A 21407-nucleotide genomic window follows, 5' to 3' on the forward strand; every position below is an offset into this window, starting at 1 on the left:
AGCTGGTTCACACGTCAACCAGTCGCTACGCTGCCCGACGTGGACGAGCCGCGGTGGCTGGACGAGCGCGAGGAACGGGCCTGGCGCGGACTCATGGCGATGCAGGTCGACCTCGCCGAGTTCCTCGACCGCCGTCTCCGGACCCGGTCCGGGCTGTCGGGCGCGGACTACGAGGTGCTGGCCCACCTCTCGGAGGCGCCCGAGGGGTGCGTGCGGCCGTTCGTGCTCGGGCGCCACCTGCGCTGGGAGAAGGGCCGCCTGTCCCAGCACCTGGGCCGCATGGAACGGCGCGGCCTGGTGACCCGCGATCCGTGCCCGACCGACCAGCGCGGGGCGATCGTGGCCATCACCCCGCGCGGCCGCGGTCTCATCGAGGCGGCCGCCCCGCAGCACGTCGCGGACGCCCGCGAGGCCGTCGTCGACCACCTCACACCCGACCAGCTGGAGGCGCTCGCGGCCATCGGCGAGACGGTGCGCGCGCGCCTGGCGGCGCTCGACGAGCGGCGCGCGGAGCCCTGAGCCGGGTCCAGGTCGGCAACGCGTTCGACCTGCTCCGATAGGATCGTCCGGCACCCGAGAAGCCCAGAGCAGCGCAGGAGCGAGACGACCTCGATGTCCGGCACCAACGACCTCTACGACCCCAAGCAGGTCGCGGCGCTCGACCCCGAGACGCTCGACGCCGCGCGCGCGGACGCCTCGTCGGCGTTCGCGAGCGCCGGCACGCTCGAGGCACTCACCGCGCTCAAGCCCGCGCACCTCGGCGACCGGTCGCCGGTGCTCACCGCGCGCCGCGAGATCGGGGCGCTGCCGCCGCAGGCGCGCTCGGAGTCGGGCAAGCGGGTCAACGAGGTCCGCGTGGCGATTCAGGCGGCGTACGACGAGCGCCACGAGGTGCTCTCCGCGGAGCGCGACGAGCGGATGCTGGCCGAGGAGGCCGTCGACGTCACGCTGCCCGGCGACCGGCACCCGCGCGGCAGCCGCCACCCGCTCACCCAGCTCTCGGAGCGGATCGCCGACATCTTCGTCGCGATGGGCTACGAGGTCGCCGAGGGTCCCGAGGTCGAGTCGGAGTGGTTCAACTTCGACGCGCTGAACTTCCTGCCCGACCACCCCGCGCGCACGATGCAGGACACCTTCCACGTCGAGCCCGCCGAGGCCCGCCAGGTGCTGCGCACGCACACCTCGCCGGTGCAGATCCGCGCGCTGCTCGAGCGCGACCTGCCCGTCTACGTCGTGTGCCCGGGCCGGACGTTCCGCACCGATGAGCTCGACGCGACGCACACCCCGGTCTTCCACCAGGTCGAGGGCCTGGCGATCGACAAGGGCCTGACGATGGCCCACCTCAAGGGCACGCTCGACGCGTTCGCCCGCGCCATGTTCGGCGAGGAGTCGACGATCCGCCTGCGGCCGTCGTACTTCCCGTTCACCGAGCCCTCCGCCGAGCCGGACGTCTGGTTCCCGCAGAAGAAGGGCGGCGCCGGCTGGGTCGAGTGGGGCGGCTGCGGCATGGTCGACCCCAACGTCCTGCGCGCCTGCGGCGTCGACCCCGACGTCTACTCGGGCTTCGCCTTCGGGATGGGTCTCGAGCGCACGCTGATGTTCCGCAACGGCCTGCCCGACATGCGCGACATGGTCGAGGGCGACGTGCGGTTCACGTCGGCGTTCGCCGTCGAGCCCTAGTTCCACCTCGACCCCTCCTCCGCAGCTCCAGAAAGGCCCCCCGCCGTGCGCGTCCCCGTCTCGTGGCTCCTCGAGCACGTCGACCTGTCCTCGCAGGACGACGGCCCCGCGCCGACGGCCGAGGCCGTCGCCGAGGCGCTGATCCGGGTCGGGCTCGAGGTCGAGGACGTCCTCCCGGTCCCGGCGACCACCGGCCCGCTCGTGGTCGGCCGCGTCGCGAGCATCGAGGAGCTCACCGAGTTCAAGAAGCCGATCCGGTACTGCCGGGTCGACGTGGGGCCGGAGCACAACGAGGCCGACGGGGACCACGCCGGCACCCGCGGCATCGTCTGCGGCGCCACCAACTTCGTCGAGGGCGACCTCGTCGTGGTCGCCCTGCCCGGCGTGGTGCTCCCCGGCGACTTCGCGATCGCCGCGCGGAAGACCTACGGGCACGTCTCCGACGGCATGATCTGCGCGCTCGACGAGCTGGGCCTCGGTGACGACCACAGCGGCATCCTCGTGCTGCCGCCCGGCACCGCCGACCCCGGCGACGACGGCGCGGCGCTGCTGGGCCTGGACGACGCGGTGCTCGACATCGCCGTGACGCCCGACCGCGGCTACTGCCTCTCGGTGCGCGGCCTGGCCCGCGAGCTCGCGTGCGCGCTGGACGCGCCCTACGGCGACCCGGCGCTGCTCGGCCACGACCTGCCCGCGCAGGACGGCGAGGCGTGGCCCGTGCGGCTGGACCAGTCCTCGCAGTGCCGGCGCTTCGTGGCCCGCCGGGTCACCGACCTCGACCCGACGGCCCCGTCGCCGTGGTGGCTGCGCCGGCGCCTGCTGCTCTGCGGGGTGCGCCCGATCTCGCTGGCCGTCGACGTCACCAACTACGTGATGCTCGAGCTGGGCCAGCCGATGCACGCCTACGACGCGGCCACCGTGACCGGCGACGTCGTCGTCCGGCGGGCCACCGCCGACGAGAAGATCACCACGCTGGACGACGCCCAGCGCGCGCTCGACGTCGACGACGTCGTGGTGGCCGACGACTCCGGGCCGATCGGCCTCGCGGGGATCATGGGCGGGGCGAGCACCGAGGTCGGCCCCGGCACCTCGGACGTCCTGCTCGAGGCCGCCACCTGGGACGCGCCGTCGGTGGCCCGCGCGGCCCGCCGTCACCGGCTGCCCAGCGAGGCCGCCCGCCGCTTCGAGCGCGAGGTCGACCCGGGCGTCGCCCGCGCCGCCACCGACCGCGCCGCCTGGCTGCTCGCCAACTACGGCGGCGCGACCGTCGCCCCCGGCGTCACCGACGAGGGCGGCGTGACCGCCCCCGACCCCGTTGTCATGGCGCTCGACCTGCCCGACCGCGTCGCCGGCACCCGCTACGAGCGCGGCGCGGTGGTGCGGCGGCTCTCGCAGATCGGCTGCGCCGTCGAGGTCGCCGGCGCCGACCCCGGCAACAGTGGCGGCGCGGGCCTGCGCGCGGTGCCCCCGACCTGGCGCCCCGACCTGACGCGTCCCGCCGACCTCGTCGAGGAGGTCCTGCGGCTCGAGGGCTACGCCGGCATCCCGTCGGAGCTGCCCGCCGCGCAGCCGGGCACCGGTCTCACGCTCGCGCAGCGCCGCCGCCGGCAGGTCTCGCGGGCGCTGGCCGACGCCGGGTACGACGAGGTGCTGCCCTCGCCGTTCGTCGCGCCCGCGGTGTTCGACGCGTTCGGGCTGGAGGCCGACGACGACCGCCGCAACGCCTTGCGCCTGGCGAACCCGCTCGACGCCGACCGCTCGCTGATGGCGACGACGCTGCTGCCCGGCCTGCTCGACGCCGTGGTCCGCAACGTGTCGCGCGGCCTGCGGGACCTCGCGCTCTACCAGGTCGGCCAGGTGGTGCGGCCGGGTCCGGGCGACCCGCCCGCGGCGCCGGTGCTGCCCGTCGACGCCCGCCCGGACGACGCGGCGATCGCCTCGGTGCTCGAGGGGCTGCCGGCCCAGCCGGTGCGGGTCGGCGCGGTGCTCGCCGGCGCGTGGGAGCGCGCCGGGTGGTGGGGCCCGGGACGGCCCGCCGACTGGGCCGACGCGATCGAGGCCGCCCGCCTCGTGGGCCGCGTCCACGGCGCCGAGCTGACCGTGACCGCCGACGTCCACGCGCCCTGGCACCCGGGGCGCTGCGCCGCGCTGCACCTCGATGACGTGCTCGTCGGGCACGCCGGCGAGCTGCACCCGAAGGTCCTCGAGGCGCTCGGCCTGCCCGCCCGGACCTGCGCGATGGAGGTCGAGCTCGACCGGCTCCCGCTCGTCGAGGACCGCCCGGTGCCCGCGGTGTCGTCGTTTCCGCCCGTGCTGCTCGACGTGGCGCTGGTCCTCGACCAGGCGGTGCCCGCCGCGTCGGTGGTCTCGGCCCTGCGCGACGGCGGCGGTGACCTCGTCGAGGACGTGCGCCTGTTCGACGTCTACACCGGCCCGCAGGTCGGCGAGGGCAAGCGCTCGCTCGCCTTCGCCCTGCGCCTGCGCGCCCCCGACCGGACGCTCACCCTCGAGGAGGCGTCCGCCCGGCGCGACGCGGCGGTCGAGACGGCGTCCGAGCGGGTCGGGGCGCGCCTGCGCTAGGCGGCGGCTCCTCGGACGATCCAGTCCAGCGTGGCCTCGAGGTCCGCGCGCAGCTCGGCGTTCCCCAGCGGCGCGTCGGCGGCGGCGAGGGCGGCGAAGCCCAGCGTGCTGACGATCAGCGCGCGCACCACCCGTGCCGAGGCGGCCTCGTCGACGCCGAGGCGTGCGAGCAGCACGACCATCGCGGCGCCCAGCGCGCGGGCGTGCGGCCCGCGGGCGCCCTGGCGGGCGAGGTAGAGCGGCACGAGGTCGGCGTGCCGCCCGAGCAGGTCGAACGTCGCGAGCATGACCGCGCGCAGCCCGGCGACCGGGTCGGCGTCCGGTGATGGGGGAGCGAGCGCCGCGAGCTGGTCGTCGAGGAGCGCGTCCACCAGCGCGTCCTTGTCGGCGACGTGGCTGTACAGCGCGTTGGGCGCGACGCCCAGCTCCCCGGCGACCGAGCGCATCGAGAGCCCGGGCAGTCCGCGCTCGGCGAACACCGTCTTGGCCGCGGCGAGCACGGCCTCGCGGCTGAGTCCGGCACGCTGACCCGGGGTCCTCGGCATGGACGAACTGTACACTGTCCAGTACGCTGGACACCGTACAGTTCGACGGATTCGAGGAGCTCACCGTGGCCGAGACCGGAACCGCAGCCGGAGTGCCGTTCATCGCCGTGGCGCCGGACCGCGGACCGCGTGCCGACGCGCCCGTCGTCGTCGGTTGGCACCTCATGGACGCGCCGCGCAGCGAGGCGGCGTTCGCGGCGGCGCTGCCGCTCGCCGGTCTCGACGCGTGGCGGATCTACCTCGGCCTGCCGAAGATGGGCGCGCGGCTGCCCGCGGGCGGCATGGACGAGCTGATGAGCCTCGGCTACGAGGACGCGGTCATGCTCATGCACGGGCCGGTCAACGCCGAGGCCGCCGACGAGTTCGACGCGGCGCTGGGCGCGCTGCGCGAGTGCTTCGGGATCGGCGGCCCGCTGGGCCTCTTCGGCGGGTCGGCGGGTGCGGGCGTCGCGCTCGAGGTCACCACGCGGCGCGACGACGTCACCGCGCTCGTGGGCGTCAGCCCGCTCCTGGCGCTGCGCCCGGTCGTCGCGACGCTCGGGAAGCTCTTCGGGGTGGACTACCGGTGGTCACCGGAGTCCGACGCCGTCGCCGACCGGATGGACTACGTCGCGCGGGTCGGCGAGCTCGGCAGCACGCCGACGCTGCTCGTCGTCGGCGCCGAGGACGAGCCCACCGCGTTCCTCGAGCCGGCGCAGGAGCTCGTCGCCGGCGCGCGCGGGCCGGCCGACCTGGTCGTCATCGACGGCATGGGCCACGCGCTGGCCGAGGAGCCGGGTCTCGAGCCGACGCCGCAGACGCCGCACGCCGCGGAGGTCGACGCGCACGCCGTCGCGTGGTTCCGGCAGCATCTCGGCGCATGAGCGCGCGCCGGGTCTCGGAGGTCGGCCTGCTGCGGCTGGTCGCCCTGGGGCTGGTGGCGCCGCCCGACGACGACGTGGCGGGGGTCGTCCGCCGGCTCGGCGCCGTCCAGGCCCAGGACCTCCCGGGCGTGCTGACCTCGCTGGCGCTGCGGACGGCGAGCCGGTCGCGCGAGGCCGTCGTGGCCGCGTGCGACGCCGGCGAGATCGTCCGCAGCTGGCCGATGCGCGGGACCCTGCACCTCGTGCCGGCCGAGGACCTGGGCTGGATGCTCCGGCTCGGCACGCCGCGTCCCCGCGTGCAGGCCGCCCGGCGGCGCGTCGAGCTCGGGCTGACCGACGCGGACGTCGAGCGCGCCGGCGAGCTGGCCCTCGGCGCCGTGCCGGCCACGCGGGACGAGCTGTTCGCGGTCTGGGAGGACGCGGGCCTCGCGCCGGCGAAGGGCCGCGGTTACCACCTGCTCGGCGCGCTGGCGGAGTCCGGCGTGCTGTGCTTCGGGCCGCTGCGCGACGGCGAGCCGGTGATCGTCGACGTGGCCCGCTGGATCCCGTCGCCGCGGCGCCTCGAGCGCGAGGAGGCGCTGGGGGAGTGGGCGAAGCGCTACTTCCGCTCGCACGGCCCTGCCACGCGCGCAGACTTCCTGCGCTGGACGAACATCCCCGCCGCCGACGTCGACGCCGGCCTGGCGGTGGCGCGTCCGGGGCTGGCGACCCTGGACGTGGACGGCACCGAGTACCTCATGGACCCCGCCGTGCCCGACCTCCTCGCGGCGCACCGACGCCGGGCCCTCGGCGTCCACCTGCTCCCGGGCTTCGACGAGTTCGTGCTCGGCTACGGCCGTCGCGACGACGTGCTCGAGCCCGCGCACTTCGACCGGATCGTCCCCGGCGGCAACGGGGTGTTCCGGGCGACCGTCGTCCACCGCGGCCGGATCGTGGGGACGTGGGCGGCACCCCGCCGTCGCCTGGAGGTCGCGCCGTTCGGCACCCTCGACGACCGGACCGAGGCCGCCGTCGCCCGGGCGCACGCCCGGCTTCCCTGAGACCGCTCGTCGCCCTTCCTGAGAGCCCAGCGGTCCGTTTCTCGCCCGTTCGGGCGATCACCCGACCGGTGACCGCGCGGCACGGGGTGATGACCGGATCACGGCGCGTCGCGTTCTCAGGTCCGGGCGTGACCATGATCCGTCCCCCTAGCGTGACCTGGCCGTGACCCGGGGGCTCCCCCTTCGCCCGGGCCGGCTGCCTCGACCCCGATCAGCGAGGAGTACGTGCATGTCCAGCGCGCCCGACGACCCGCTCCGTCCCGAGGCCGCGGAGGGCTCCGACAGCTCCGACAGCTCCGGTGGCGCCTGGGCGACCGCGGACTTCGTGGTCGGGCGCGGCGTGCTGCTGGTCATCGGGCCGATCATCGTGGCCCTGTTCTGGGTGTTCGGCGCGCTGCCCAACTGGGGCGCCGCGGCGCTCGGCGGCTTCCTGTGCGTCGTCGCGGTGGTGTTCCTGGCCCGGCTCCGGTCCCGCGAGACGGGTGAGGGCGCCGAGGGTGCCCGCGTGCTCGTCGTCGGCGGCGGCTACGCCGGCCTCGTCGCCGCGCGGGCGCTGCAGGCCCGGCTCCCCGGCGGCACCCGCGGTGGGCGCCACCTCGGCGCCGGCACCGCCACGACCGGCATCGCCGGCATCACCGTGGTCGACCCGCAGGCGCACATGACCTACCAGCCGTTCCTCCCCGAGGCCTCGGCCGGCGCCATCGAGCCGCGCCACCTGACCGTCCCACTGCGGCGGGCGCTGCGCCGCTGCGACGTCATCACCGGCTCGGTCGCGGCCGTCGACGACGCCTCGCGCCGCGCGGTCGTCAGCCTCCCCGACGGCGGGACCCGCGAGATCTCCTACGACGTCCTGGTCGTGGCGCCCGGCACCGCGCCCCGGCGCCTGCCGATCCCGGGCCTCGAGGAGCGCGCGCTGCCGTTCCGCTCGGTCACCGACGCGCTCGCCCTGCGCGAGCACGTCCTGTCCCGGCTGGACGCGGCCGCGTCGACGACCGACCCGAGCGAGCGCCGCCGCCTGCTGACCTTCACCGTGATCGGCGGCGGGTTCGCGGGCCTGGAGGTGCTCGGCGAGCTCGAGGACATGACGCGGCGCGCCGCGAAGCACCAGCCCGGCTACGTCGCCGAGGAGATCCAGTGGGTGCTCCTCGAGGCCGCCGGTCGGATCATGCCCGAGGTCAGCCCGGCGCTCGCCGCCCGCGTGCACGCCCAGCTGCTGCGCCGCGGGATCGAGGTGCGGGTCGGCGCCACGATCACCTCGGCGCACGGCGGCACCGTCGTGCTCGCCGGCGGGCCGACGTTCACCACGGACACGATCGTCGTCGCGGCCGGCTCCGTGCCGAACCCGCTGCTCGAGCGCACCGACCTGCCCCTGGACTCGCGGGGCCGCGTGCGCTGCGCGACGACCCTGCAGGTCCGCGACCGCGCCCACGTCTTCACCGCGGGCGACTGCGCCGCCGTCCCCGACGTCACCGTGCCCGTCCCGCGCGAGGGCGACCCGGTCACCACCGCCCCGACGGCCCAGCACGCCGTGCGCCAGGCGCGCCTGCTCGCCCGCAACGTCGACGCGTTCCTCGCCGGGCGGCTGCTGCGCGGCTACCGCCACAAGAACTCGGGGGCCGTGGCCGGTCTGGGCCGCCGGCGCGGTGCGGCCCAGATCGGCCCGCTGCGCATGACGGGCTGGCCGGCGTTCCTGCTGCACCGCAGCTACCACCTGTGGGCGATGCCGACCGCGGACCGCACCGTGCGGATCGCCCTCGACTGGCTCGTGTCCGGGCTGCTGGGCCGCGACCTCGTCGCCGTCGGTCGCCGCGACGCCGCCCCGCTGCCCGACACCGACGCCCCGCCGACGGTCGTGCCCCCGGCCGAGGTCGAGGAGCCGGTGGCCGGTCCGCAGGTGCCCGCGTCGTCCGGGCCGTCCGAGCCCTCCACCGGAGCCATCCCGACCTGGGGTGCCGACCCGACCGCGACGGGATCCCAGCGCACCGCCACCCCGACCCCGGACGTCACGCCGGCGCGGGCCAGTGCGACCGACTCGCAGGGCATCCCCGCCCTGCAGATCGCGATGACGCAGTCCGGTGGCTTCGAGACGATCCGGGAGCCGCACCCCTCGCTCCCGCCGTTCGCGGAGCCGTTCCCGGCGGGGTCGTTCTCGTCGGACTTCTCCTCGTTCGGCGCGGCGTCGGGCCCGGACTCGGGGTCGTTCCGCGAGCCGCACCCGTCGTTCCCGTCGACCCCGCGCGGCGACGACGGCCCGCGGGCCCCTTATCCCTCGACGTCCCGCCCGCGCCACTCCCTGCGCGACGACCACCGGTCCCGCTCGAACTGAGCAGGCCCCGTCCGCCGGGAGATCAGGGGCGACGTGGTGCACCCGCCGAGCGCGGCGAGGTGCATGACGTCGCCCTTGATCACCCGAGCGCGCGGCAAACCGGATGCGGCCCGGCGCCGCGGGGTGGTCGCATGACCGTGTGCACGTCGAGTTCTCGAGACGTCCCGACGGCGGGTCGCTGGCGCTGATCGACCGCGACGACGGCGTCCGGCTGCGCCTGCGTTCCTACGAGCGCACCGGGGACGTCCCGCACGACGCCGTGCACCTCATCGGCGAGCGGGCGTTGGGCCTCGCCGACGGCCTCTGGGGCTCGATCGCGGCCGGCGCGCTGTTCGAGAGCCTCGAGATCGTCGCCGGCACGACGCGCCACGACCGCCGGCAGCGTTCCGACGCGGTGCGCAAGGCCAACGCCGCGCAGCTGATGCTCGCCGAGACCCTGGTCGGCGTCCTGCAGCAGAGCGTCGACCGCAGCGCGCCCGCGACCCGCGCGGGGCTCGCGACGGCCTGGGGCATCACGAGGACCGGGCCGAGCCCGTTCACCACCGAGCAGGCGGAGGTCGCGGTCCGCGAGCTGCGGGATCTCCGGCAGCGCTGGCGCCGCCTCGGCCGTGACGAGACGATCCCGTTCACCTGGCACCGTCCCCGGAAGCGGCGTTGATCACGCTCGTTGCATGGATTTTCGAGGACATGCATACTCATTCGTATGCGCGTCGCGGTCGCCGGAGCCAGCGGGTACGTCGGGGGTGAGGTCCTGCGCCTCGCCCTGGGCCACCCCGAGGTCGAGATCGGGGCGGTGACGGCGGGCGAGTCCGCGGGCACCGCCCTCGGAGCCCATCAGCCCCACCTGCCCACCCTCGCCGACCGCACGATCGTCGAGACGACGCCCGAGCAGCTCGCCGGGCACGACGTCGTCTTCCTCGCGCTGCCGCACGGGCGCTCGGCGGAGCTGGCGGCCCAGCTGCCCGACGACACGCTCGTCGTCGACTGCGGCGCCGACCACCGGCTCACCGACGCCAACGCCTGGGCGCGCTGGTACGGCGGCGAGCACGCGGGCTCCTGGCCCTACGGCCTGCCCGAGCTGCCGGGTGCCCGCGAGCAGCTGCGCGCCAGCACGCGCATCGCCGTCCCCGGCTGCTACCCGACGGCCAGCACGCTCGCGGCGTTCCCCGCGGTCGCGGCCGGCCTCGTCGAGCGCGACGTCAGCATCGTCGCCTTCTCCGGCACGTCCGGGGCCGGCAAGGCCGCCAAGGCGCACCTGCTGGGCTCCGAGGTCATGGGCTCGGCCACCGCGTACGGCGTCGGCGGCGGCCACCGGCACACCCCGGAGATCGTCCAGAACCTCGCCACGGTGAGCCCGGAGCCGGTGCGGGTCTCGTTCACCCCGGTCCTCGCCCCGATGCCGCGCGGCATCCTCGCGGTCGCGAGCGCCCCGCTCGCCGACGCCGCGATCACCGAGGACCAGGCCCGCGAGGTCTACGTCAAGGCCTTCGACGCCGAGCCGTTCGTGCACCTGCTGCCCGCCGGCGTCCAGCCGCAGACCAAGTCGGTGGTCGGGTCGAACACCGCGCAGGTCCAGGTCGCGGTCGACCCCGACGCCGGGCGCCTCGTCGTCACCGCCGTCATCGACAACCTCACCAAGGGCACGGCCGGCGGCGCGTTCCAGTCGGTCAACCTGGCGCTCGGTCTCGACGAGACCCTCGGACTCCCGACCACCGGAGTGGCCCCGTGAGCGTCACCGCCCCCCAGGGCTTCCGGGCGGCCGGCGTCCGCGCGGGCATCCGCGCCCACGGCGAGCGCCCGGACGTCGCCCTCGTCGTCAACGACGGCCCGCAGCAGGTCGCGGCGGGCGTCTTCACGCGCAACCAGGTCAAGGCCGCGCCGGTGCTGTGGTCGCAGCAGGTGCTCCGGGAGCAGAGCCTGCGCGCGGTCGTCCTCAACGCGGGCGGCGCCAACGCCTGCACCGGGCCCGACGGGTTCGGCGACACCCACCGCACCGCCGAGAAGGTCGCCGACGTCCTGGGCTGCGGCGCGATCGAGGTCGGCGTCTGCTCCACCGGGCTCATCGGGGAGCGCCTGCCGATCGCGAAGCTCCTGGCCGGGGTCGAGGACGCCGCCGGCGCGCTCACCGACGGCGAGGACGCCGGCACCCGCGCCGCTACCGCGGTGCTGACCACCGACACCGTCGACAAGCAGTCCGCGATCACCCGCCACGGGTGGACGGTCGGCGGTTTCGCCAAGGGCGCCGGGATGATGGCGCCGAGCCTCGCGACGATGCTGGTCGTGGTCACGACCGACGCTGTGGTGGACGCCGCCACCGCCGATGCGGCGCTCCGGGCGGCCACCGCGCAGACCTTCGACCGCCTCGACATCGACGGCTCCATGAGCACCAACGACACCGTGCTGCTGCTCGCCTCGGGCGCCTCCGGGATCGAGGCCGGCGCGGACGCGTTCACCGAGGTCGTCACCGAGGTCTGCGCCGAGCTCGCGCGGGGCCTGCAGGCCGACGCCGAGGGCGTCACCAAGCGGATCGCGGTCACCGTCACCGGCGCGCGCGACGACCGCGAGGCCCTCGTCGGCGCCCGCGCGATCACCCGGGACAGCCTGGTCAAGACCGCGCTGTTCGGCTCCGACCCGAACTGGGGCCGGATCGCCGCCGCGGTCGGGGCGAGCGAGGCGACGGTCGAGCCCGAGACGCTCTCGGTCACCGTCAACGGCGTCCTGCTCTGCGAGGCCGCCGCGGCCACCGGCGACCGCACGAAGGCCGACCTGTCGGGCCCCGAGATCACCGTCGAGGTCGACCTCGGGCTCGGCGACGGGCAGGCGACGGTCCTCACGACGGACCTCTCGCACGCCTACGTCGAGGAGAACAGCGCGTACTCATCATGAATCTGGCTTCGTCATGACGACCGAAACGAGCATCCCCGTCCCCGCGGACGTCCCCGACCGCTACCAGTCGGCGGCGGCCAAGGCCGGCGTCCTCGCCGAGGCCCTGCCCTGGCTGCAGCGCTTCCAGGACGCCGTCGTCGTCGTCAAGTACGGCGGCAACGCCATGACCGACGACGCCCTGCGGCGCGCGTTCGCCGAGGACATGGTCTTCCTGCGCCTCGCCGGCATCCGCCCGGTCGTCGTCCACGGCGGCGGCCCGCAGATCACCAGCATGCTCGGGCGCCTGGGCATGGAGGGCGAGTTCCGCGGCGGCCTGCGCGTCACCACCCCCGAGACGATGGACGTCGTCCGGATGGTGCTCGTCGGCCAGGTCGGGCGCGAGCTCGTCGGGCTCATCAACGCCCACGGCCCCTACGCCGTCGGGCTCTCCGGCGAGGACGCGCGCCTGTTCACCGCCGCGCGGCGCACCGCGACCGTCGAGGGCGAGCAGGTCGACGTCGGCCTCGTCGGCGACGTCGTCGAGGTCAACCCCGCGGCCGTGCTCGACCTCGTCGCCGGCGGGCGCATCCCCGTCGTGTCGACGGTGGCGCCGGACGCCGACGGGGTCGTGCACAACGTCAACGCCGACACGGCGGCCGCCGCGCTGGCCGAGGCGCTCGGCGCGCGCAAGCTCGTCGTCCTCACCGACGTCGAGGGGCTGTACACCGACTGGCCGGACCGCTCGAGCCTGCGCTCGCAGATCGACGACGCCGAGCTCGCGGCGCTCCTGCCGTCCCTGTCCAGCGGGATGATCCCGAAGATGGAGGCCTGCCTGCGGGCCGTGCAGGGCGGCGTGCCGCGGGCGCACGTCATCGACGGGCGGGTGGCGCACTCGGTGCTGCTCGAGGTGTTCACCAGCGCAGGGGTCGGGACGATGGTCGTCCCGGCCGACGGGAAGGAGGCCTAGACATGACCGTCACCAGCAGCCAGAACGGTGCCGACCTCCGCTCCCGATGGGTCGGCTCCGTCATGGACAACTACGGCACCCCACCGATCAGCATCGTGCGCGGCGAGGGCGCGCGGGTGTGGGACGCCGACGGCCGCGAGTACCTCGACCTGCTCGGCGGCATCGCCGTCAACTTCCTCGGCCACGCCCACCCGAGGATCGTCGAGGCCGTGTCCACGCAGGTCGCGACCCTGGGGCACACGTCGAACCTCGTCATCAACCCGGTCGCCGTCGAGCTCGCCGAGCGCCTGCTCGGGCTGCTCGGTCACGAGGGCCGCGTGCTCCTGTGCAACTCGGGCGCCGAGGCCAACGAGGCCGCCCTGAAGATCACACGCCGCACCGGGCGGACCAAGGTCATCGCGACCGAGGGCGGCTTCCACGGCCGCACGATGGGCGCGCTCGCGCTCACCGGCCAGCCCGCCAAGCGCGAGCCGTTCGAGCCGCTCGTGCCGGGCGTCGAGTTCGTGCCCTACGGCGACGCCGACGCCCTGCGCGCGGCCGTCGACGACGAGACCGCCGCCGTGTTCCTCGAGCCGATCCAGGGCGAGGCCGGCGTGATCGTCCCGCCCGAGGGCTACCTGCAGGCCGCCCGCGAGATCACCACCGAGCACGGCGCGCTGCTCGTGCTCGACGAGGTGCAGAGCGGCACCGGGCGCACCGGCGTCTGGTTCGCCCACCAGCGCAGCGGGATCACCCCGGACGTCGTCACCCTGGCCAAGGGGCTCGGCGGCGGCCTGCCGATCGGCGCCTGCATCGGGCTCGGCCAGGCCGGCGACCTGCTCGGCCCCGGCCAGCACGGCACGACGTTCGGCGGCAACCCGATCGCCTGCGCCGCCGCGCTCGCCGTCCTCGACACCATCACCGCCGACGGACTGCTCGACCGCGCCGAGGAGATCGGCAAGGACCTCGGCCGGCGGATCGGCGAGCTCGACCACCCGCTGGTCGAGGGCGTCGACGCCGCCGGGCTGCTCATCGGCGTCGCGCTGCGCGAGCCCGTGTCCGCGCAGGTCACGGCGGCCGCGCGCGACGCCGGCTACCTGATCAACAACGCGGTGCCGGGCCGGCTGCGGCTCGCCCCGCCCGCCGTCGTCACCGACGCCCAGCTCGACGGCTTCGTCGCCGCGCTGCCCGAGGTGCTCGACCAGGGGGCCGCCGCGGCCGAGGCGGCGGGCTCGTGACCAGCGTCGACACCCGCGTGCGGCACCTCCTGCGCGACGACGACCTCACCCCGGCCGAGCAGGCCGAGGTCCTCGAGCTCGCCGCGACGATGAAGGCCGACCCCTTCGGTCAGCGCCCGCTGGCCGGCCCGCGTGCCGTCGCGGTGATCTTCGACAAGAGCTCCACCCGCACGCGCGTCTCGTTCGAGGTCGGCATCGCGGCCCTCGGCGGCACGCCGGTCATGATCGACGGACGGGACGCCCAGCTCGGGCGCGGCGAGACCATCGGCGACACCGCGCGGGTGCTCTCGCGCTACGTCGACGCGATCGTCTGGCGCACGAGCAGCGAGGAGCGCATCCAGGAGATGGCCGCGCACGCGACCGTCCCGGTGATCAACGCGCTGACCGACGGCTTCCACCCCTGCCAGGTGCTCGCCGACCTGCAGACGATCGCCGAGCGCCGCGGCCGCACCGCGGGGCTGACCCTGACCTACCTCGGCGACGGCGCCAACAACATGGCGCACTCGCTGCTGCTGGGCGGGGCCACGGCCGGCCTGCACGTGCGGGTCGCGTCGCCGACCGGGTTCACCCCGGACGCCGCGGTCGTCGAGGCCGCCCGGTCGCGGGCCGCCGGGACCGGGGGATCGGTCGCCGTCACCGACGACCCGGCCGCGTCCGAGGGCGCCGACGTGCTGGTCACCGACACCTGGACCTCGATGGGCCAGGAGTCCGACGGCCGCGACCGCGCCGTGCTCGCCCCGTTCCGGCTGGACCGGGCGGCGGTCGCCCGCGCGCGCCCGGACGTCACGGTCCTGCACTGCCTGCCCGCGCACCGCGGCGACGAGATCACCGCCGAAGTCATCGACGGGCCCGCGTCGGCGGTGTGGGACGAGGCCGAGAACCGCCTGCACGCCCAGAAGGCCGTGCTGACGTGGCTGATGGAGCGGTCGCGATGACCGAGACGGCCAAGGGCATCCAGGGGAGCACACCGATAGGCAGCCGGGCGGCGCGCCAGGCGCGCATCGTCGCCCTGCTCACCGACCGCGAGGTGCACAGCCAGTCCGAGCTGGCGGCGCTGCTCGCGTCCGAGGGCGTCGAGGTCACCCAGGCGACGCTGTCGCGCGACCTCGACGAGCTGGGCGCGGTGAAGCTGCGCGGCGTCGACGGCGGCGTCGGGCGCTACGTGGTGCCCGACGACGGGAGCCCCGTGCGCGGGGTCGTCGGCGGCACCGACAGACTGACCCGGCTGCTCGGCGAGCTGCTGGTCTCCACCGACCACTCCGGCAACCTTGCGGTGCTGCGCACCCCGCCCGGAGCCGCGCACTACCTGGCCAGCGCGCTGGACCGTGCGGCCCTGGCCGAGGTGGTCGGTTGCATCGCCGGCGACGACACGGTGTTCGTCGTCGCCCGCGAGCCCCTCGACGGGGCGGACCTCGCAGCACGGCTGCGGACCCTGAGCACCCGGACGACGGCGCGGTCGTCCACACCGATCTCGAACGAGCACGAGCAGGAAGAGGGACAGCAGTGAGCGAGCGGATCGTGCTGGCGTACTCCGGGGGTCTCGACACCTCGGTCGCCATCGGCTGGATCGCCGAGGAGACCGGGCGCGAGGTCGTCGCGGTCGCCGTCGACGTGGGGCAGGGCGGAGAGGACCTGGAGGTCATCCGCAAGCGGGCCCTGGACTGCGGCGCGGTCGAGGCCGCGGTCGCCGACGCCCGCGACGAGTTCGCCGAGGGCTTCTGCCTGCCGGCGCTGCGGGCCAACGCGCTCTACATGGACCGCTACCCGCTGGTCTCGGCCCTGTCGCGCCCGCTGATCGTCAAGCACCTCGCGGAGGCCGCCCGCGCCCACGGCGCCTCGACGGTCGCCCACGGCTGCACCGGCAAGGGCAACGACCAGGTCCGCTTCGAGGTCGGCGTCGGCGCGCTCGCCCCGGACCTCGACGTCATCGCGCCCGTCCGCGACTTCGCGTGGACCCGCGAGAAGGCGATCGCCTGGGCCGAGGAGCGCTCGCTGCCGATCGACGTCAACAAGCGCTCGCCGTACTCGATCGACCAGAACGTCTGGGGCCGCGCGGTCGAGACCGGCTTCCTCGAGGACATCTGGAACGGCCCGATCGAGGACGTCTACTCCTACACCGCGAACCCCGCCGAGCCCCGCGACGCCGACGAGGTCGTCGTCGGCTTCGAGGCCGGCGTCCCGGTGACGATCGACGGCCAGAAGGTCACCGTGCTGCAGGCGATCGAGCAGCTCAACCAGCGCGCCGGCGCGCAGGGGATCGGGCGGCTCGACATGGTCGAGGACCGCCTGGTCGGCATCAAGAGCCGCGAGGTCTACGAGGCGCCGGGCGCCATCGCGCTGATCACCGCGCACCAGGAGCTGGAGAACGTGACGCTCGAGCGCGAGCAGTCGCGGTTCAAGCGCCAGGTCGAGCAGCGCTGGGGCGAGCTGGTCTACGACGGCCTCTGGTTCTCGCCGCTGCGGCGCAGCCTCGACGCCTTCGTCGACTCGACCCAGGAGCACGTCACCGGCGAGGTCCGGATGACGCTGCACGGCGGCCGCGCGGTGCCCACGGGCCGGCGCAGCGCCCAGTCGCTCTACGACTTCAACCTCGCCACCTACGACGAGGGCGACCTGTTCGACCAGTCGCTGGCCAAGGGCTTCGTCCAGCTCTGGGGTCTGCCGTCGAAGATCGCCGCCAAGCGGGACCAGGACGGTCGCTGATGCCGGAAGGGTCTGCCCTCTGGGGCGGGCGGTTCGCGTCGGGCCCGGACGCGGTGATGGCGGCGCTGTCGAAGTCGACGCAGTTCGACTGGGTGCTCGCGCCGTACGACATCGCCGGGTCCCGGGCCCACGCGCGCGTGCTCCACGGCGCCGGGCTGCTCACCGACGAGCAGCTCGAGGCCATGCTCGACGGGCTGCGCCGGCTCGAGGCCGACGTCGAGTCCGGGGCGTTCGAGCCCGCCGACGACGACGAGGACGTGCACACGGCCCTCGAGCGCGGGCTGATCGAGCGGGCGGGGGAGGACGTCGGCGGGCGCCTGCGTGCCGGGCGCTCCCGCAACGACCAGATCGCCACGCAGCTGCGGATGTGGCTGCGCGACGAGCTGCGCGACGTGGTGCGCGGGGTGGCGGGAGTGGTCGACGCACTGCTCATCCAGGCCCGCGCGCACCCGGACGCCGCGATGCCGGGGCGCACGCACCTGCAGCACGCCCAGCCGGTGCTGCTCGCCCACCACCTCGGGGCGCACGCCCAGGCCCTGCTGCGCGACGTCGGCCGGTGCCGCGACCTCGACCGCCGGCTGGCGTACTCGCCCTACGGGTCGGGCGCGCTGGCCGGGACGTCGCTGGGCCTCGACCCGGCGGCCGTGGCCCGCGATCTCGGCTTCGTCGACGCCGTCGACAACTCCATCGACGGCACCGCGTCGCGCGACCTCGCCGCCGAGGGCGCGTACGTGCTGGCCCAGATCGCGGTGAACCTCTCGCGGATCGCCGAGGAGGTCATCCTCTGGGCGACCGCGGAGTTCGGGTACGTGACGCTCGCGGACGCCTGGTCGACCGGCTCGTCGATCATGCCGCAGAAGAAGAACCCGGACGTCGCGGAGCTCGCGCGCGGCAAGGCCGGCCGTCTCGTCGGCAACCTCTCCGGGCTGATGACGACGCTCAAGGCGCTCCCGCTGGCCTACAACCGGGACCTGCAGGAGGACAAGGAGCCGCTGTTCGACTCGGCGGCCCAGCTCGCGATGGTGCTCCCGGCGATGGCCGGCATGATCAGGACGCTGACCTTCCACACCGACCGCCTCGCCGAGCTCGCCCCGGCCGGCTTCACGCTGGCCACCGACCTCGCCGAGTGGCTGGTGCGCCAGGGCGTGCCGTTCCGCCGGGCCCACGCGGCGGCGGGCGCGTGCGTCCGCGCGGCCGAGGCCCGGGGTGTCGGGCTCGACGAGCTGACCGACGCCGAGCTCGCCGAGTGCGACCCGGCGCTGACCCCGGACGTCCGCGCGGTGCTCACGGTGGCGGGCTCCATCGCCTCGCGCGACGCCCACGGCGGCACGGCCCCGAAGCGCGTGTCCGAGCAGCTCGACCGCGTCTTCGCCGCCGCGATCGAGGCGCACGCCTGGGCCGGCCGCCCCATCGACCGCCGCTGACCCTCCGCAGTGTCAGCGACGTGGCGTCGCAGACACTGAACGTCCGTATCGCCACGCGCTCGATCGTGGGCGCGGCGGCGGGCGGGCGGCACGCCCACCGAGCGTTACCGTGGATCTCGTGGGCGTGGTGCGGGGGATCGGGGTCGTCCTCGTGCTGCTCGCCGTCCTGGCCGGCTGCGCGGACACGCCCGCCGCGCCTCCCGCGGTCCCCGCGCCCGCCGTCCCGCCACCCGCGGCGTCGGCACCGTTCCCCGACGCCATCGGTCCCCACGGACCCGCGGTGCCCGAGGAACCGGTGGCGCTGGCCCGCGTGATCGAGACCGCGCAGCGGACCGTCGCCGATCCGGCCCGCGCGCCCGAGGACGTCGCCGCCGCCGCGCGGACCGCGCAGGTGGGCTACGAGGAGCTCGCCTTCCGCCCCGAGCGGCTGGCCCCGGTGCTCGCCGCGATGGCCCCGGACCAGGGCTTCGTCACCGACCGCATCGTCACCGCCGGCCGCGACCTGCTGTCCATGGCGAAGCGTGGCCCGGGCGAGATGCTCCCGGCCTGGCGCATCGCCGCGCCGCTGTCGCCCGCGGAGCTCCGCGCGGCCTACGCCGAGGCCGAGGAGCGGTTCGGGGTGCCGTGGACCGTGCTCGCCGCGGTCAACCTCGTCGAGAGCCGCATGGGCCGCATCGCCTCGCACTCGGAGGCCGGCGCGCAGGGCCCGATGCAGTTCATGCCGAGCACGTGGGCGAGCTACGGGCTGGGCGGCGACATCGCCGACCCCCGCGACGCCGTCCTCGGCGCCGCCAACTACCTGCGCGCCAACGGCGGGGCCACCGAGGCCGGCCTGGACGGCGCGCTGAAGCGCTACAACAACGACGACCGCTACGTCCGCGCCGTCCGCGCCTACGCCGCGGTGATGGCGGCCGACGAGCGCGCCTACCTCGGCTTCCACGCGTGGGAGGTCTACTTCCGGACGACCGCACGACGCGTCCACCTGCCGGTCGGGTACGACGAGGCCGAGCCCGTCCGCGCCGTGGACCACCTGACGGGGGCTCCGCGCTGAGCCGCGCGCCCGCTGGTGGAGGATCAGCGGCGATGTCGGACCTGCTCGACCGCTCGGCGCTGGCCGACGACGTGCTCCCCGCCGCCCGGCGCCTGCTCGGGTGCGAGCTCGCCGCCGACACCCCGCAGGGCGAGGTGCGCGTGCGTCTCGTCGAGGTCGAGGCCTACCGGGGCGCCGACGACCCCGGCTCGCACTGCTACCGCGGGAAGACCGCCCGCAACGAGGTCATGTGGGGCCCCGCGGGGCACCTGTACGTCTACTTCGTCTACGGCATGCACTTCTGCGCGAACATCGTGTGCCTGCAGGACGGCGTCGCGGGCGCCGTCCTCGTGCGCGCGGGGGAGGTGCTCTCCGACCTCGGCGCCGCCCACGCCCGCCGGCCCACCGCCCGGGGCCGCGACGCCGAGCTCGCGAAGGGCCCGGCGCGGCTCTGTGCCCTGCTCGGGCTCGACAAGGAGGCCAACGGCGTCGACGTGCTCGACCCGTCGTCCCCCGTGCGCCTGTACGCCGGGACCCCGGTGCCCGACGCCGACGTCCGGACCGGCCCGCGCGTCGGCGTGGCCGCCGGGCAGGAGCGGCCGTGGCGCTTGTGGGTCGCCGGGTCGAAGACGGTCACGCCGTACAAGGCGGGACGCGCCCGGGCCGACGGTCCCGACTGGTGAGCGGGTTCGGCAGACTGGACGCGTGACCGCACCGCACCTCCTCGACGATCTCGCCTGGCGGGGCCTCATCGCCCAGAGCACGGACCTCGACGCCCTGCGCCGGGATCTCGACGCGGGGATGGTCACCCTCTATTCCGGCATCGACCCGACGGCGTCGAGCGCGCACATCGGGCACCTGCTCCAGTGGCTCACGCTCGCCCGCTTCCAGCAGGCGGGCCACCGGCCGATCGCGCTGGTGGGCGGCGCCACGGGTCTCATCGGCGACCCGAAGCCGACCTCGGAGCGCACGCTCAACGACCGCGACGTGGTCGCCGGGTGGGTCGACAATCTCGGGGCCCAGCTGCGGCCGTTCCTCGACTTCTCCGAGGACAAGCCGAACGCGGCGCTGCTGGTGAACAACCTCGACTGGACCGAGGGCCTGTCGACGCTGGACTTCCTCCGCGACGTCGGCAAGCACTTCCGCGTCGGCCGGATGCTGGCCAAGGAGGCCGTGAGCCGGCGTATGGAGTCCGACGAGGGCATCAGCTACGCCGAGTTCTCCTACCAGCTGCTGCAGTCCTACGACTTCCTCGAGCTCTACCGCCGCTACGGCTGCTCGCTGCAGACCGGCGGCAGCGACCAGTGGGGCAACCTCACCGCCGGCACCGACCTGGTGCACCGCGTCGAGGGCCGCTCGCTCCATGCGCTCGGGACCCCGTTGATCACGAAGGCCGACGGGACCAAGTTCGGCAAGACCGAGACGGGCACGGTGTGGCTCGACCGCGAGCTGACGAGCCCGTACGCCTTCTACCAGTTCTGGATCCAGGCCGAGGACGCGATGGTGGGCACCTACCTGCGGGCGTTCACCTGGCTCTCCCACGAGGAGATCACCGAGCTCGAGCGCCTGACGGAGGAGAAGCCCCAGGCGCGGGAGGCCCAGCGGGCGCTCGCGCGGGCGGTGACGGCGCTGGTGCACGGCGAGGAGGAGGTCGCACGGGCGGAGGCGGCGAGTCGCGCGCTGTTCGGCCGCGGGGAGCTCGCCGACCTCGACGCCGCCACCCTGGCCGCGGCGATCGCCGAGATCCCCTCGTACACCGCGAAGCGCTCGGACCGGCCGACGATCGTCGACCTGCTCGTCGGCAGCGGGCTGTCGACGGGCCGGGGCGCCGCCCGCCGGACCATCGCCGAGGGTGGCGCGTACGTGAACAACGCGAAGGTCGAGTCCGAGGACTGGGAGCCGGCCGACGCCGACCTCCTGCACGGGCGCTGGCTGGTCCTGCGCCGGGGCAAGCGCAACGCCGCCGGGGTGGAGCTCGCGAGCACCTGATCGGGCCTGGAGGGTTTCCGGCGCCTCAGGAGCCGGGAACTCCGTCTGACCAGCGCTGATGCGCTGATCGACCCCCCTGTGCGGGGCAGGTTTCCGGCGTGTGTAGAGTTCACGCCATCGCAAGGCAAGGGGTTGCCCCGGGCCTCGCGGACAACTAAGTTAGGAGCTTCGCCCTCCG

At 75.1% G+C, this 21407-nt stretch carries 19 protein-coding genes; 18 read left to right on the plus strand and 1 reads right to left on the minus strand.

The genetic code is table 11. The features are described from left to right. Window positions 1-39: 39 nt before the first annotated feature. The 3 genes from WCD58_RS32180 to pheT all read left to right on the plus strand — a co-directional run bounded on the left by WCD58_RS32180 (window position 40) and on the right by pheT (window position 4260). Window positions 40-519, plus strand: a complete 480-nt coding sequence (locus WCD58_RS32180) for a MarR family winged helix-turn-helix transcriptional regulator (protein ID WP_337707229.1) — start codon at window positions 40-42, stop codon at window positions 517-519. 93 nt (window positions 520-612) lie between these two features. Then, window positions 613-1680, plus strand: a complete 1068-nt coding sequence (gene pheS / locus WCD58_RS32185) for a phenylalanine--tRNA ligase subunit alpha (protein ID WP_337707230.1) — start codon at window positions 613-615, stop codon at window positions 1678-1680. 45 nt (window positions 1681-1725) lie between these two features. Continuing rightward, on the plus strand, window positions 1726-4260 hold the full coding sequence (gene pheT, locus WCD58_RS32190; RefSeq protein WP_337707231.1) for a phenylalanine--tRNA ligase subunit beta: 2535 nt from the start codon (window positions 1726-1728) through the stop codon (window positions 4258-4260). Here the strand turns inward: pheT and WCD58_RS32195 are convergent. After that, window positions 4257-4805, minus strand: a complete 549-nt coding sequence (locus WCD58_RS32195; protein ID WP_337707232.1) for a TetR/AcrR family transcriptional regulator — start codon at window positions 4803-4805, stop codon at window positions 4257-4259. The two genes, pheT and WCD58_RS32195, sit on opposite strands and share 4 nt — an antisense overlap. Window positions 4806-4870: 65 nt before the next feature. On the opposite strand from WCD58_RS32195, the gene WCD58_RS32200 reads away from it, so the two are divergent. The 15 genes from WCD58_RS32200 to tyrS all read left to right on the plus strand — a co-directional run bounded on the left by WCD58_RS32200 (window position 4871) and on the right by tyrS (window position 21229). After that, window positions 4871-5668: an alpha/beta hydrolase family protein gene (locus WCD58_RS32200; RefSeq protein WP_337707233.1), complete on the plus strand. Its 798-nt coding sequence runs from the start codon at window positions 4871-4873 to the stop codon at window positions 5666-5668. Then, a complete protein-coding gene (locus WCD58_RS32205; protein WP_337707234.1) occupies window positions 5665-6708 on the plus strand; it encodes a winged helix DNA-binding domain-containing protein in 1044 nt (347 codons plus the stop codon). Before WCD58_RS32200 ends, WCD58_RS32205 begins: the two co-directional genes overlap by 4 nt. Before the next feature lie 229 nt (window positions 6709-6937). Continuing rightward, entirely contained in the window at window positions 6938-9034 is a 2097-nt protein-coding gene (locus WCD58_RS32210) for an NAD(P)/FAD-dependent oxidoreductase (RefSeq protein WP_337707235.1), read from the plus strand. A gap of 139 nt (window positions 9035-9173) precedes the next feature. After that, window positions 9174-9692, plus strand: coding sequence for a hypothetical protein (locus tag WCD58_RS32215; RefSeq protein ID WP_337707236.1), 519 nt, complete (start codon window positions 9174-9176; stop codon window positions 9690-9692). Between the two features lie 39 nt (window positions 9693-9731). After that, window positions 9732-10763 carry an N-acetyl-gamma-glutamyl-phosphate reductase gene (argC, locus tag WCD58_RS32220; protein ID WP_337707251.1) on the plus strand — a complete coding sequence of 344 codons (1032 nt, stop codon included), beginning with the start codon at window positions 9732-9734 and terminating at the stop codon, window positions 10761-10763. Next, complete coding sequence (gene argJ, locus WCD58_RS32225) at window positions 10760-11920, plus strand: bifunctional glutamate N-acetyltransferase/amino-acid acetyltransferase ArgJ (RefSeq protein WP_337707237.1); 1161 nt, start codon at window positions 10760-10762, stop codon at window positions 11918-11920. The genes argC and argJ overlap by 4 nt, the downstream gene beginning before the upstream one ends. A 13-nt stretch (window positions 11921-11933) precedes the next feature. Beyond that, window positions 11934-12866 (plus strand): acetylglutamate kinase, encoded by a 933-nt coding sequence (argB, locus tag WCD58_RS32230; protein ID WP_337707238.1) that lies wholly within the window; start codon window positions 11934-11936, stop codon window positions 12864-12866. 2 nt (window positions 12867-12868) lie between these two features. Then, complete coding sequence (locus WCD58_RS32235; protein ID WP_337707239.1) at window positions 12869-14083, plus strand: acetylornithine transaminase; 1215 nt, start codon at window positions 12869-12871, stop codon at window positions 14081-14083. Beyond that, window positions 14080-15018, plus strand: coding sequence for an ornithine carbamoyltransferase (argF, locus tag WCD58_RS32240; RefSeq protein ID WP_337707240.1), 939 nt, complete (start codon window positions 14080-14082; stop codon window positions 15016-15018). Before WCD58_RS32235 ends, argF begins: the two co-directional genes overlap by 4 nt. Beyond that, complete coding sequence (locus WCD58_RS32245) at window positions 15015-15590, plus strand: arginine repressor (protein ID WP_337707241.1); 576 nt, start codon at window positions 15015-15017, stop codon at window positions 15588-15590. The genes argF and WCD58_RS32245 overlap by 4 nt, the downstream gene beginning before the upstream one ends. Further along, window positions 15587-16786 (plus strand): argininosuccinate synthase, encoded by a 1200-nt coding sequence (locus WCD58_RS32250; protein WP_337707242.1) that lies wholly within the window; start codon window positions 15587-15589, stop codon window positions 16784-16786. Before WCD58_RS32245 ends, WCD58_RS32250 begins: the two co-directional genes overlap by 4 nt. Beyond that, on the plus strand, window positions 16786-18210 hold the full coding sequence (gene argH / locus WCD58_RS32255; protein ID WP_337707244.1) for an argininosuccinate lyase: 1425 nt from the start codon (window positions 16786-16788) through the stop codon (window positions 18208-18210). The genes WCD58_RS32250 and argH overlap by 1 nt, the downstream gene beginning before the upstream one ends. Before the next feature lie 118 nt (window positions 18211-18328). Next, the gene (locus WCD58_RS32260; protein ID WP_337707245.1) at window positions 18329-19261 is read left to right on the plus strand and encodes a lytic transglycosylase domain-containing protein; all 933 of its coding nucleotides are present in this window, start codon (window positions 18329-18331) and stop codon (window positions 19259-19261) included. A 32-nt stretch (window positions 19262-19293) separates the two neighbouring features. Beyond that, a complete protein-coding gene (locus WCD58_RS32265; protein WP_337707246.1) occupies window positions 19294-19923 on the plus strand; it encodes a DNA-3-methyladenine glycosylase in 630 nt (209 codons plus the stop codon). Window positions 19924-19945: 22 nt separating this feature from the next. After that, window positions 19946-21229: a tyrosine--tRNA ligase gene (gene tyrS, locus WCD58_RS32270; protein ID WP_337707247.1), complete on the plus strand. Its 1284-nt coding sequence runs from the start codon at window positions 19946-19948 to the stop codon at window positions 21227-21229. Window positions 21230-21407: the final 178 nt, after the last annotated feature.

It is taken from the genome of Actinomycetospora flava (genome assembly GCF_037400335.1).
Lineage (GTDB): Bacteria > Actinomycetota > Actinomycetes > Mycobacteriales > Pseudonocardiaceae > Actinomycetospora > Actinomycetospora flava.